We start from the raw sequence: 13,598 nt of genomic DNA, 5'->3' as shown, positions 1-13,598 counted from the left end.
AAAGAAGTATAGAAAAACCGGTCCTGCTGGCATATGCCAGAGGGCCGGTTTTTTGTGTATAGACTGACTGAAAAAGTTATTCGGAAGAGCCGCTCTCTTCGGACTGCAGCTGTACTTCCGATATCTCCGCCGGGGTATCCGGTTCTGACGGTGCATCAGGGGTATCCGGTGTGTCAGGAGTCTCCGGTGTATTAGAAGGCGGATCGGCAGGTGTTTCGGTCGGAGCCGGAGTTTCCTGCGGTGCCTCCGTCGGTGTCGGGGTTGTCTGCGGAGTTGATGCTGCAGAAGGGGTTCTGGTCGGCGTCGGTGTTGAGGCCGGCGCGGTGTAGTGGCCCTTGCAACGCTCGGTCGGCAGATCGGATACCGCAAAGTATTCGGTGATGGACGGGCAGCTTGAGCGGGCGAGCAGGCCAGTCTTCGTACAGATCGTTGCCTCCTGTACTGTTGCGGAAGTCTCGAAATCCATATCGGCAAGGCCTTCGTGGATTTCATTCATGACCTTTGCCCAGAGACGTTTGTGGAATTCACGGTCGCTCTCCGGAAACTCCGCGTGTGTATCATACGTTGCCCAGATGGCAGCGGTATAATACGGCGTAAAGCCTGCAAAAACAAGATCCTTGGCCTCGTTCGTCGTACCGGTTTTTCCGGCTGCGTGCATATTGTCGAGGCGGGCGGCAACACCGGTACCTTTTTCCAAAACATCCTCCATGGCATTGGTGAGGAGGGAGGCAGTGCTTGCCTTGAAGACCTGCGTTGCCTTGTTTTCTGTGTTGTCAATTAAAACATTTCCTTTGCTGTCGGTAACCTTTGTGTAGAACACCGGCTTGCGGTACTGGCCGCCGTCTGCGATTGCCGCGTAGGCTGCCGTCAGTTCGAGATCACTGACACCGTAGGTGATACCGCCGAGAGCCAGCGGCTGGATCACATCGTATTCCTCGGAGAGTTTGGAAAAACCAAGCTTCTTCAGATAATCAAAGCCGACCTTCGGCGTAAGCTCGGTCAGTACCTTGACGGCCGGGATATTGATGGAATTGATGATCGCCTGGCGGACGGTAACATCACCATGGTAGGTAAGATCCGAGTTCTGCAGCGGTGTGCCGTCACTGTAGTTGAACGGCTCATCCTTAATTACCGTAGCGAGTGTAATCTTTCCAAGGTCGAGCGCCGGTCCGTACGCGGAAAGAATCTTGAACGTGGAACCCGGCTGGGAATAATTATCGGTTGCGCGGTTGAAGGTAAGACTTGCTGTTTTTTCGCCGCGTCCGCCGACGATGGCTTTCACGTAACCGGTGCGCTGGTCCATAACGGTCATGCACGCCTGCGGCTGCGGGGTGAAGCTGCTGCGCTCGGCAACAATCGTATCGCCCTCCTGCATGATAGCGGCTTTGTACTGGTCGATATAGCTCTGTGCCTCCTCCTGGGAGTCAAAGAGCAGATCGAAATTCGGATCGCTGTTGCGGAAGTAGAGCTGCAGCATCTCTTTGCTGTAGTTCTGTACCTCGCCGTCTGCCTGCTCTACGGTGAGCGCCCAGTCGAGACCGATCTGCGTGTTCGCCGGGAAGTTCTCCGGATTCTGGAATTCCGTATCGAGGATTGACTGCATGTAGGAATCCTGTGTGGTATAAATTTTGAGGCCGCCGCTGTAGACAACGTTCTTTGCCTGCACTTCGGTGTAGCCTTTCTGTACCATCAGATCGTTGATCAGGTTGGTGATGACTTCATCGATAAAGTAGGAGTACGGCGCGCTCTCCGCCTGGGACTGCGTGTGCATGGCGATGCGGTCGTAAACGTTGTCGTTCATGGCAATGGTGTATTCTTCTTCGGTGATGTAGCCCTGCTCTTTCATGTTGTTCAGGATCTTGTCGCGGCGCTGCTGGTTTTTCTCCGGGTGGTTTTTCGGATTATATGCCGTCGGCGCCTTTGGAATTGCGGCAAGAACGGCGCATTCAGAGAGCGTCAGATCTTTTGCATCCTTTCCGAAATACGTCTGCGCTGCCGTCTGGACACCGTAGCAGCCGGAACCTAAGTTGATCGTATTCAGATAATTTTCCAGAATAACGTCTTTGGCGTTTTCACCCTCTGCGGTCAGTGTTTTTTCCAGCTTCAGCGCCAGGTACTGTTCCTGGATCTTCCGCTTGAAGCTCTGCATCCGCGTCTCTTCCATCCAGTCAGTGAAAACATTGTTTTTTAAGAGCTGCTGTGTGATCGTGCTGGCGCCCTCGGTAAAATGAAAGCCGTGGCTGACGCCGACAACGAAAGCACGGATGATACCGCTCGGATCGATGCCGTTGTGCTCATAAAAACGGGCATCCTCAACCGCGACGATCGCGTGCTGCATATCGAACGGAATCTCCTCAATCGAAATCGAGACACGGTTTCCCTGAGCCCCGGTCAGCTTCTGTACCTGGTTGCCGTCAGCATCGTAGATAAACGACGCGTTGCCGAGCGGCATGATATTTGCCTCCGAGATATCAGGGGCACTGTCAATCACGCCGCGGACAGCGCCGATCACAAGCCCGGCACCGCAGACGAGAACGACAAGAAGAAGACAGAACGCGATGCGCAGCGCCGTCACGCCGGCCGTCTTTTCAATCTTTCCGTAATGGGACCGCAGATCTTCACGTTTGTCTTCCAGATGACTTTTTCCAAAGTGCATATAGAAAATCCTCCTTATGTCATGTTCCTGCAAAACTGATTTAGTTCAGTAATCAATGGTGTTCCTGCCCTGCAAAAAGCAGGGTATACTTATTTTTATTATACCAAATAAAGGGCTGGAATAAAAGTATTTCTGAAAAGAATGCTGATTTTTCAGAAATGATATGGTAAGATAGGTACATATTTGGGTGAAGGAGTAAGGACATATGATCGATCAGTTTCGGACGGTTTACCGGGGTGGAACCGGGGAAATCGTGGAGAAGAAATCACGTTTTATTGCGACGGTGCGTCTGGTGGAATCTGAGGAGGAGGCACTTTCCTGCCTGGAAGCTCTGCGGAAAAAATACTGGGATGCGCGGCATAACTGTTTTGTGTATATTATTGGAGAAAATCAGGAGACGGTGCGCTGCAGCGACGACGGGGAGCCTTCCGGCACGGCAGGGCGGCCGATGCTCGATGTGGTACAGGGAGCAGGCCTCCGCAATGTGCTTGTTGTGGTGACGCGGTATTTCGGCGGTACGCTGCTGGGAACGGGCGGCCTGGTGCGCGCGTACTCGCAGGCGGTGCAGGAGGGGCTGGCAAACAGTGTTCTGATTGACGAGATCTGCGGCGTGCGGCTGTTGATTGAGACGGATTACAACGGCATCGGTAAAATCCAGTATCTGCTCGGCCAGCGGGGGATTCCGATTCTGGAATCCGAGTACACCGATCAGGTGAAAATCCGCGTTCTCGTTCCGAAAACGGAGGTGGACCGTCTCTGCGCGGAGATTACCGAGGGGACGAACGGAAAGGCAAAACTGGAAAAAGAAGAGGAGCTGTACTTTGCGCAGAACGACGGAGAGCTGATCTTCGGGGATGCGCTGACGCAGTATAAGAATCTGGAGGCAGAAGAATTAGGATAAAGGAGGATGCGACATGAGGTTTCCGGAAAATCTGAAAAAGAGCGGAACGATCGGCTTTGTGGCACCATCGTTTGGATGCACAACAGAGCCATACAAGTCCGCGTTTGCAAATGCACAGAAAAAATGGAAAGAGATGGGATATCAGCTGGATCTTGGGCCAAACTGCTATGCAGAGCACGGCATCGGAATCAGCGCGGCACCGGAGGAGTGCGGAAAAGAGCTGACGGAATATTATGTCAGTGAGAAGAATGACTGTCTGATTTCCTGCGGCGGCGGAGAGCTGATGTGCGAGGATCTCGATTACGTGGATTTTGAAAAGATCAGAAAGGCACCGGCGAAATGGTATCTCGGCTATTCTGACAATACGCATTTTACGTATCTTCTGCCGACCATCTGCGATACGGCGGCTGTTTATGGTCCGTGTGCGAGTGATTTCGGCATGGAGCCGTGGCATAAATCCGTAGCGGATGCGTTTGGCGTACTGACGGGAGAAGTGCGTACCGTCCGCGGCTATGAGGGATGGGAAAGAGACGATGCGAAGGGCAGAAGCGAGGAAAATCCGTATCTGCCGTACCAGATTACAGAACCGCGCGTTCTGCGCCGCTTCCCGGATGCGGACCGTGCATTTGAGGGACGGCTCATCGGCGGCTGTCTCGACTGTCTCGTCAATATTCTTGGAACGAAGTACGACGGAACGGTTGATTTTGTGGAAAAATATAAAGAGGACGGTTTTGTCTGGTTTCTGGAAGCGTGCGATCTGAACGTCTTTGCGATCCGCCGCGCAATCTGGCAGATGGAGCACGCCGGCTGGTTCCAATATGTGAAAGGCTTTTTGATTGGCCGCCCGCTGCAGTTCGGACAGAAATTCGGGGAACTCGACCAGTACCGCGCCGTGACGGATCTGCTTGGAAAATACAACGTGCCGATCGTGATGGATCTCGACATCGGACACCTTCATCCGGCGATGCCGCTGATCGTCGGAAGTTATGCGAAGGTGGCCGTGGAAGGAAATGAGATTGAAATTAAGATGGAGTGCCGTTAGAACGCTTTTGAAAAATATTTTCTCGAGCGGCAGGGCAGAACCTGTGGGAAAATGTCTGCGCGCGTAGAAGAACTATCGGCGCATCCGGCAGATGCCGCGGAGCTTTTTGACATCGAGAATCGTGACCGTGCCGCGGGAGAGTGCGACGATGCCGTCTTTCTCGAACGACTTTAAGGTGCGGGAAACGACCTCTCTGGCACTGCCGAGGTTCCGCGCGATCTGCTCGTGCGTGGTGGAGAGCACCGGGGAACCGGTGCGGATGCGTTCATCCTCGAGATATCCGGCAAGGCGCTGGTCAAGCCGCGTAAAGAGAAGCTGGCCCATCGCCCACATGACTTCGGAAAAATGCTCCGTTGTTTCCCGGTAAATGTAGTTTTCAACGTAAATATTCTGATTTAACAGTCTGCGGAACGTGCTGGCCGGAGTGATGAGAACTTTCGTCTCCTCCTCGGCCTCAATCAGAATATCAAAGCTGATTTCCTGCATCGCACAGGAGGCAGACAGCGTGCAGACTTCGCCGGGACCGGTGGTAAACAGGGTAATTTCCCGCTGCTCGCCGGATTGGATAAAGATGCGGAGCTTGCCGGAGAGGACAAGCAGAACGCCGAGACAGTCATCGTCACAGCTGTAGAGAAAATCGCCGCGCTGATACGTCGTCAGGACGGAAGAGAGCACGAGTGTCTGCTGTTCATCGGCGGTAAGCTTTGAATAAAATGGATAATGCTCCTGAAAACAGGATTCCAGAAAAGATGACATAAATAAAACTCCTTTCGGAAGAAGAACGTTCTTTTGTAAACTACGGCAGCAGCCGTTTCTTCCATGATAGAAAAGAACAGAAAGAAATGCAAGAAAAAACGTATCGGTTTTTGTGCCGATACGTTTTTTTTGCATTTCCAATATTACGCTGTTTATTTTACAGAGTTAATCAGCTCTTCCAGCTCCTCATAGGAAACGGCGCCGACGTTTTTCTTTACGAGTTCGCCGTTTTTGAAGAAAGCGAGGGTCGGAACGCTCATGACTTTAAAGGATCTTGCCAGCTCCGGTGCTTCGTCAACGTCTACTTTGTAGAACTGGATCTCCGGCATATCCTCAGCTGCCTCTTCGATGACCGGGGCGAGCATTTTGCACGGTCCGCACCAGGTAGCAAAGAAATCAACAACGGCAACGCCAGGTGCTGCCTGCAGAGCTTTTTCGAAGTTTTTGGATGTAACATGAATTAATGACATAATAGAAGTCCTCCTTTTTATTGTACGGGTAATTCCCGGTAACTGTTTTTCTGTTGTGACTGTAGAATATCACAGCAGAACGGGAAGTTCTGTGACTAAGTCACAAAACTATCTGGGTTCTTTTCCCTGGCGGAAACATTCGATCATTTCGCCGGTCAGGCTGATGAGATTTGGCGTTTCGGGCAGGGAACCGCGGTCAAACCATTCGGCAGTGGAGAGCTCGTCGCGATCGAGGGTGATGGATGGATCGCCGTCTACATCGCAATAGAAGCCGGCAAGCAGCGAACCGCTGAAGGACCATGGCTGACTCTTATAGTATCTCAGATTTTTGACTTTCAATCCGACTTCCTCCATAACCTCGCGGTGCACCGTCTGTTCCAGTGTCTCGCCGACTTCTGTATAACCTGCGACGAGGGCATAGGAACGGTGGCTGCTGTGGGATGGCGCATACTTCGTGAGCAGCAGGCGGTCGCCATCAGTGATGGCGACAATGACGCTTGGGCAGATCACCGGATAGGAGAGTGCGCCGCAGGACGGGCACTGCATCGCACGTTCATTTCCGGGCGCGTGCATCTTGGTTCCGCAGCGGCCGCAGTAGGTGTGGTCTGTGTACCAGGTGTGGATCTGGTAGCCGGTGATGCCGGCGAATCCGAGCCATCCCGGAACGGCGCGGCGCAGAATCAGTGTGTTTTCATATTTCCAGATATCAAATTCCGAAAGCTGCGGGCGGCGCAGTTCATAGTAATTGGTTTCGTCGATACGGAACAGAAATTTTGCTTTTTCCCGGATTTCCGGGAAAACAGGTGCAATTTCTGCAATCGAAGGATAGCGGATCTGCGGATCTTCAAAATTGCACAGAATTGTGTGATGACCGTAGATGAAAACGAGATCGGTATCGTTCGGTGTGGAAGGGTGGTAATCTACATAATATTTATGCGGAGCGATATCCTGAATCATAAGAACTCCTTTCCTTGGTAAAAAAAGTTTTTGATAAAACAAAAAACCGAAATTCCTGTGAAGAAATTTCGGTAATAAAAAGAGCGCGAGACGGGATTCGAACCCGCGACCCCAACCTTGGCAAGGTTGTACTCCACCCCTGAGCCACTCGCGCATATACATCCTTTTGGATGAAGCGGGTGATGGGAATCGAACCCACGTATCCAGCTTGGAAGGCTGGTGTTCTACCATTGAACTACACCCGCAGATGATGGGCACTGATTTTTTTCTCTGTCTTGTTGACTGCCGTGCCTCACTGACAAAACGTATTCTACAGGAAAGATGAGAAAAAGTCAACCCCTTTTTTGAAAAAAATTAAAAAATTTTCAAAACACTGAAAAAGGAGAAAATTCAGGGTGAAAGGGGCGTGAAAATGTCCGCAAAGATCAGCCTTGTTCCAGAACGGGAAATGTACTATAATAGAAAAACGGAAAAGCAAAAAAGGGGGAATTTCCCTATGCAGGAAAATGGAACAGAACTTCTGGTTTGCTGCACCGGTTGTCAGAGCTGTATGCCGTGCATGGTAAAAATCAACATCCCGGGTTTGTTTGCGCTTTACAACCGGACAGCGACGGAAGGCGTCGAAGCGGTTCGTGCAGAGTATGAGCGTCAGGACAAACGTGCCGATGACTGCATCAACTGTTATCGCTGTGAAAAGCAGTGCCCGCAGCACCTCGGGATCGGCATTCTGATGCAGGATATTGCAGAAACCTTCGAAGAATAGAAAAACCGGTATCTGTGCAATTTAAAGAAAAATTCTAATCTTTCTATAAAATATTTTGGGAAAAACTGGACTTATCTGAAAAATTTGATATAATAGAAAGGTAGTGACAGGGAAATTTTACGCTAAGATCTGGAAAGAGAGGCCCTGTCAATTCTTATGGGAGGAAAAATACATGGATGCCATTGATTATAAGATTCTGAAGATATTGCAGAAAAATGCCCGCGAGACGGCTTCCAATATCAGCAAAGAGATTCATTTATCGGTTTCTGCAGTCATCGAGAGAATCCGTAAAATGGAAGAAACCGGAGTGATTAAAGAATACACCATTATTGTAGACGAAAAGAAAACGGGAAATGAGATGACCGCGCTGATGGAAGTCAGCCTGGAGCATCCGAAGTTCTTTGACAGTTTTGCAGATGCGATCCAGAAACTGGAGTACATCGTATCCTGCTATTATCAGACTGGAGATTTTGATTTGATTATCCGCATTTCCTGTCACTCATCCGACGAACTCGAAGAAATCCACCGCCAGGTGATGAGCCTTCCGGGCGTCGATGCGACAAGAACGCATGTAGTGCTGAAAAATGTAAAAAATATCTATTCCGCCATCCGCAGACCGGACAAATAAAAACCGGCACAGCCGGAATCTGATACGAGAGCGTGTCTGAAAATAATCCGAAAGAGTTTTCAGGCACGTTTTGGCGTCTCAGAAAAAGTACGGAAAGAAAGAAGGAAAAAAGTGAACAGATACTTACGCTGTTATGCAGAGATTTCACTCGAAGCGATCGGGCATAACATCAGAGAAGTGAAAAAAAGACTACCGGAGGGCGTGAAACTCCTTGGCGTTGTAAAAGCGAACGCCTACGGCCACGGTGCCGTTCCGGTAGCATCCTATCTGGAAAACCAGGTTGATTATTTTGCAACCGCAACCATCGAGGAGGCTGTCGAGCTCAGAGAAAACGGCATTTCCGCGCCGATCCTGATTCTCGGCTACGTGTCCCCGTCCCAGTACGGCGACCTTGTGGAATACGACATCACTCAGACGATCGACAGCTACGCACAGGCGCTTGCCCTCGAAAAAGAGGCAGCACGCCAGAACCGGAAAGCAAAAGCACACCTTGCGGTCGATACCGGCATGACGCGGATCGGCTTCCAGGTGACGGAGCACGATGCGGATGAGGCGGCAAAAATCGCGGATCTTCCGCACATCGAGCTGGAAGGTATGTTTACGCATTTCTCCTGCGCCGATCAGGAAGACAAGACGTACTGTTCGATGCAGATGGAAAAATATGATAAGATGACGGCACTTTTAGCAGAGCGCGGCGTGACGATTCCGCTTCGCCATATCTGCAACTCCGCCGGAATCATGGAATTTGACGATCACCGCTTTGAGATGGTGCGTTCCGGTATCATCACCTACGGCATTTACCCATCCGAGGAGGTAAAAAAAGAGCGTCTCGATCTGATCCCGGCGCTTTCCTGGAAGAGCCATGTCATCCATGTGAAGGAAGTCGGCCCGGGCATCGGCGTCAGCTACGGTGCCACGTATGTGACCGAGAAACCGATGACACGGATCGCAACTGTTTCAGCCGGCTATGCAGACGGCTATCCGAGAGCTCTCTCGAACCAGGGCTGTGTGCTGATCCACGGGAAAAAAGCACCGATCATCGGAAGAATCTGTATGGATCAGATGATGGTGGACGTGACCGACATCCCGGATGTGCAGGTGGAGGACGTTGTAACGCTTGTCGGAACCGACGGGGATGAGACCATCACGATCGAAGAGATCGCCAATCCGGCGGCACGTTTCGATTACGAGATGCTCTGCGATATCAGCAGCCGTGTAACAAGGGTTTATAAATAGTTATCCAAAATAGAAAAATCAAAGTCTCCGAAGACGGAAAAAAGCAGAATCTGCTGACCGTTTCGGAGACTTTTTTGTGTTGGAACAGGTTTTCTGGATTATTTAACCGGTGCGGGTTGACAGGCGGTGCCGGAGTATGGTAGGATACCAATTAGTTTAGCGTAGTACAGTGATAACATGATCACGTAGAAAAGGAGAAGATTATTATGAAAAAGAAAATGGTTAGCATTTTGACAGCAGCCTTTTGTGCATCTGCCCTGCTGGCTGGCTGCGGCTCTGCAGACACAGCAAAAACATCTGCCTCATCAGCAGGAGCAGCATCCTCTTCCGCAGACGGAACGACAACCTTTACCGTAGGCTTCGATGCAGAATACCCGCCGTACGGCTACATGGACGATGAGACGGGCGATTACACCGGATTTGACCTGGAGCTCGCCGAGGCAGTCTGCGAGATTTACGGCTGGAAGCTGGTAAAAACCCCGATCAACTGGGATGCGAAAGATACCGAGCTGAATTCTGGTGCGATTGACTGCATCTGGAACGGCTTTACCATGAACGGCAGAGAGGACGATTACACCTGGTCTGATCCGTACGTGGACAACAGCCAGGTGATGGTCGTATCTGAGAATTCCGGCATCAACAGCCTGTCCGATCTGGCAGGAAAGACGGTTGGTGTGCAGGCAGCATCCGCAGCACTCGATCTTTTACAGAGTGAGGAAGAAGGCGGTCAGAAAGAACTCGCCGATACTTTCGCCGCTCTGCAGCAGTTCCCGGATTACAACAATGCGTTTGTAGAGCTTCAGGCAGGTTCCATCGATGCGGTTGCCATGGATATCGGCGTTGCCAAATATCAGCTGGAAAGCCGCGGAGAAGGATACAAAATCCTCGACGAGCACCTGAACTCTGAGAAATATGCGATCGGATTCAAAAAAGGAAATACCGAGCTCTGCGATAAAGTAAACGAAGGCCTGCAGCAGGTTCTGGCCGACGGAACATTCGACAAGCTCGCAGAAAAATACGGAATCGCAGACATGGTGTGTCTGGAGAAAAAAGGAGAGTAAAGCAGCATGAAGTTGTCCATGATTCTATCACAGCTTAGTACCGGAATGGCGGGAACGATCTCGATATTTGTCCTGACGCTCGTATTTTCCCTGCCGCTCGGTCTGCTGATCGCCTTCGGGCGTATGTCGAAAAACCGGATTGTGAGCGGAATTTTCCGGCTCTATATCTCCCTGATGCGCGGCACGCCTCTGATGCTGCAGCTCATGGTGGTTTACTTCGGACCGTTCTATCTGTTCGGTATGAACATAGGAAAATGGCGCTTTCCGGCGATTATCACCGGATTTGCCTTAAACTACGGCGCCTATTTTGCAGAAATCTACCGCTCCGGCATCGTTTCGATGGATCGTGGACAGTACGAGGCAGCAAAGCTTCTTGGTTATTCGAAGGGACAGACGTTTGTCCGCATTATTCTGCCGCAGGTTGTGAAACGGATTCTGCCGGCGATCACCAATGAGGTGATTACGCTGGTCAAGGATACGTCGCTGGCCTTTTCCATTTCCTATGTGGAAATGTTCACGATCGCAAAACAGATCGCGGCGGCCAAGACCACGATGGTTCCGTTCGTCGCCGCCGGTATTTTCTACTACATCTTCAATTTTGTCGTGGCGTGGGTGATGGAACTTTTGGAAAAGAAATTTTCTTATTATCATTAACTATAGAAGAGAGCGGAAAACGATATGATTTATCTGGAAATGAACCATGTAAGAAAGAGCTTTGGGGATCTCGAAGTGTTAAAAGATATTTCCCTCAAAGTAGAAGAGGGCGAGGTGCTCTCGATCATCGGCCCGTCGGGATCGGGAAAATCGACGCTGCTGCGGTGTGCGGCGATGCTGGAGACGATGGAGGGCGGTGACCTGACATATCTTGGCGAGCAGGCAGTCACCATGCAAAATGGAAAATCCGTTTATGCAAAGCCGGCCGTGCTGCGGAAAATTCAGGAAAACTTTGGAATGGTATTCCAGAGCTTCCACCTGTTTCCACATTATGATGTGATGAAAAACCTCTGCGATGCGCCGATTCATGTGCAGAAACGCAATCGTGCGGAGGTGGAAGCACAGGCAGAAGAGCTGCTGCAGAAAATGGGACTCACAGGAAAAGAAAAGGCGTATCCGTGTCAGCTTTCCGGCGGTCAGTGTCAGAGGGTTGCGATTGCGCGTGCGCTGATGCTGAACCCGAAGGTGCTCTTTTTTGATGAGCCGACTTCGGCGCTCGACCCGGAGCTGACAGGCGAGGTGCTGAAGGTCATCAAATCCCTTGCGGAGATGAATATGACCATGGTGATCGTTACCCACGAGATGAATTTTGCCCGGGAGATTTCCAACCGCATCATCTTTATGGACCAGGGCGTGATCGCCGTGGAAGGAACGCCGGACGAAGTCTTCGATTCCGAAAATGCCAGAATGCAGGGCTTTTTGGGAAAATTTCGTGAGAAGTAACGACGTTGCACTTGCCTAAAAAAACAACATGCGTTATACTAGAGCGTGGTTGAAACGTATTTCAAACACGCTCTTTATACGCCCCGTTCTGTTTTTGGGGATGAAAAAGAGCGGGGATAAAAGAGAAACCGAATACACATTTTGACAAGAAAAGGAGAATCGTGTCTATGAGCGGAACTGACAGATATGTAAGCCCTCTTTCCGAACGTTATGCAAGCAAGGAGATGCAGTACATCTTCTCCCCGGATATGAAATTCCGTACCTGGAGAAAGTTATGGATTGCGCTGGCTGAGACAGAAAAAGAACTGGGACTTTCTATTACAGATGGGCAGATCGAAGAACTGAAAGCAAATGCCGAGAACATCAACTACGATGTGGCAAAAGAAAGAGAGAAAGTCTGCCGTCATGACGTAATGTCCCATGTGTATGCCTACGGCGTACAGTGTCCGAAAGCAAAAGGAATCATCCATCTGGGAGCAACCAGCTGCTACGTAGGCGACAATACCGATATCATTGTCATGAACGAAGCCTTAAAGCTGGTGAAGAAAAAACTGGTGAACGTTATCGCTGAGCTGGCAAAATTTGCGGATACCTACAAGGACCAGCCGACCCTTGCCTTCACCCACTTCCAGCCGGCACAGCCGACCACCGTCGGAAAACGTGCAACCCTGTGGATGCAGGAGTTCTTAATGGACCTTGAAGATCTCGAGTACGTACAGAGCACCTTAAAGCTGCTCGGCTCCAAAGGAACAACAGGCACACAGGCAAGCTTTTTAGAGCTGTTCGACGGAGATCAGGAGACCATCGACAAGATCGATCCGATGATCGCTGAGAAAATGGGCTTCAAGAACTGCTATCCTGTTTCCGGACAGACGTATTCCAGAAAAGTCGATACGAGAGTATTAAACGTTCTGGCAGGCATTGCGGCAAGCGCAACAAAATTCTCCAACGACATCCGTCTTCTGCAGCACTTAAAAGAAGTTGAGGAGCCGTTCGAGAAAGGACAGATCGGATCTTCCGCCATGGCATACAAGAGAAATCCGATGAGAAGCGAGCGTATCGCATCCCTGTCCCGTTATGTGATCACCGATGCATTAAATCCGGCCATCACCTCTTCTGTACAGTGGTTTGAGAGAACCCTCGATGACTCTGCAAACAAGAGACTTTCCATTCCGGAAGGCTTCCTTGCCATCGACGGTATCCTGGATCTGTGCATGAACGTCGTAGACGGACTTGTGGTTTATCCAAAGGTTATCTTAAAACACATGATGGCAGAGCTTCCGTTTATGGCAACTGAGAATATCATGATGGATGCGGTAAAAGCAGGCGGCGACCGTCAGGAGCTGCATGAGAGAATCCGCGAGCTGTCCATGATCGCCGGAAAACATGTCAAAGAGGAAGGCCGCGACAACGATCTTCTGGATCTGATCGCAGCGGATGAGATGTTCCATCTGACCAAAGAAGAGCTGGAAAAGACGATGGATCCGTCCAAATACACAGGCCGCGCATCCGTACAGGTTGACGCATTCCTGAAGAACGTAGTTAATCCGGTGCTTGAGGCAAACAAAGAGGCACTTGGCATGACTGCGGAAATCAACGTCTGATGCGTTTGATAAACAGAAATAATAAAAAAACAAATTTTATAAGTAATAATAAGTTTTACTTATGAAGAAAACATGGTATACTATGCA

At 50.4% G+C, this 13,598-nt stretch carries 13 protein-coding genes and 2 tRNA genes; 9 read left to right on the top strand and 6 right to left on the bottom strand.

Annotated features, from left to right (window positions below):
• Positions 1–76: 76 nt before the first annotated feature.
• The gene (locus DXD02_RS09190) at positions 77–2,656 is read right to left on the bottom strand and encodes a transglycosylase domain-containing protein (RefSeq protein WP_118666756.1); all 2,580 of its coding nucleotides are present in this window, start codon (positions 2,654–2,656) and stop codon (positions 77–79) included.
• Positions 2,657–2,861: 205 nt separating this feature from the next.
• Between DXD02_RS09190 and DXD02_RS09185 the strand changes: the two genes are divergently transcribed.
• Positions 2,862–3,557, top strand: coding sequence for a YigZ family protein (locus DXD02_RS09185; protein WP_022463129.1), 696 nt, complete (start codon positions 2,862–2,864; stop codon positions 3,555–3,557).
• A gap of 13 nt (positions 3,558–3,570) precedes the next feature.
• Positions 3,571–4,599, top strand: a complete 1,029-nt coding sequence (locus tag DXD02_RS09180) for a S66 family peptidase (protein ID WP_055265801.1) — start codon at positions 3,571–3,573, stop codon at positions 4,597–4,599.
• Positions 4,600–4,671: 72 nt separating this feature from the next.
• Here the strand turns inward: DXD02_RS09180 and DXD02_RS09175 are convergent, their stop codons facing one another.
• The 5 genes from DXD02_RS09175 to DXD02_RS09155 form a co-directional block, all read right to left on the bottom strand.
• Positions 4,672–5,355: a Crp/Fnr family transcriptional regulator gene (locus DXD02_RS09175; protein ID WP_117509659.1), complete on the bottom strand. Its 684-nt coding sequence runs from the start codon at positions 5,353–5,355 to the stop codon at positions 4,672–4,674.
• A gap of 152 nt (positions 5,356–5,507) precedes the next feature.
• A complete protein-coding gene (gene trxA, locus DXD02_RS09170; RefSeq protein WP_022463132.1) occupies positions 5,508–5,825 on the bottom strand; it encodes a thioredoxin in 318 nt (105 codons plus the stop codon).
• 108 nt (positions 5,826–5,933) lie between these two features.
• Entirely contained in the window at positions 5,934–6,782 is an 849-nt protein-coding gene (gene nudC, locus DXD02_RS09165) for an NAD(+) diphosphatase (RefSeq protein WP_055226996.1), read from the bottom strand.
• Positions 6,783–6,864: 82 nt separating this feature from the next.
• Positions 6,865–6,936 (bottom strand) — tRNA-Gly (locus DXD02_RS09160).
• A 20-nt stretch (positions 6,937–6,956) separates the two neighbouring features.
• A tRNA-Gly gene (locus DXD02_RS09155) sits at positions 6,957–7,027 on the bottom strand.
• A gap of 251 nt (positions 7,028–7,278) precedes the next feature.
• On the opposite strand from DXD02_RS09155, the gene DXD02_RS09150 reads away from it, so the two are divergent.
• From DXD02_RS09150 to purB, 7 genes are all read left to right on the top strand, one after another.
• Entirely contained in the window at positions 7,279–7,545 is a 267-nt protein-coding gene (locus DXD02_RS09150) for a 4Fe-4S dicluster domain-containing protein (protein WP_022463134.1), read from the top strand.
• A 172-nt stretch (positions 7,546–7,717) separates the two neighbouring features.
• A complete protein-coding gene (locus DXD02_RS09145; protein WP_022463135.1) occupies positions 7,718–8,173 on the top strand; it encodes an Lrp/AsnC family transcriptional regulator in 456 nt (151 codons plus the stop codon).
• Between the two features lie 111 nt (positions 8,174–8,284).
• Positions 8,285–9,409 (top strand): alanine racemase, encoded by a 1,125-nt coding sequence (gene alr / locus DXD02_RS09140; RefSeq protein WP_022463136.1) that lies wholly within the window; start codon positions 8,285–8,287, stop codon positions 9,407–9,409.
• Positions 9,410–9,615: 206 nt separating this feature from the next.
• A complete protein-coding gene (locus tag DXD02_RS09135) occupies positions 9,616–10,470 on the top strand; it encodes an amino acid ABC transporter substrate-binding protein (protein WP_118666754.1) in 855 nt (284 codons plus the stop codon).
• Between the two features lie 6 nt (positions 10,471–10,476).
• Entirely contained in the window at positions 10,477–11,124 is a 648-nt protein-coding gene (locus DXD02_RS09130; RefSeq protein ID WP_022463138.1) for an amino acid ABC transporter permease, read from the top strand.
• Between the two features lie 24 nt (positions 11,125–11,148).
• Positions 11,149–11,907 (top strand): amino acid ABC transporter ATP-binding protein, encoded by a 759-nt coding sequence (locus tag DXD02_RS09125; protein ID WP_118666753.1) that lies wholly within the window; start codon positions 11,149–11,151, stop codon positions 11,905–11,907.
• A 167-nt stretch (positions 11,908–12,074) separates the two neighbouring features.
• Complete coding sequence (purB, locus tag DXD02_RS09120) at positions 12,075–13,511, top strand: adenylosuccinate lyase (RefSeq protein WP_118666752.1); 1,437 nt, start codon at positions 12,075–12,077, stop codon at positions 13,509–13,511.
• Positions 13,512–13,598 lie beyond the last annotated feature (87 nt).

The organism is Blautia sp. TF10-30 (assembly GCF_003481245.1).
Classification (GTDB): Bacteria; Bacillota; Clostridia; order Lachnospirales; family Lachnospiraceae; genus Fusicatenibacter; species Fusicatenibacter saccharivorans.
This window is presented reverse-complemented; position numbering and strand designations above follow the sequence as displayed.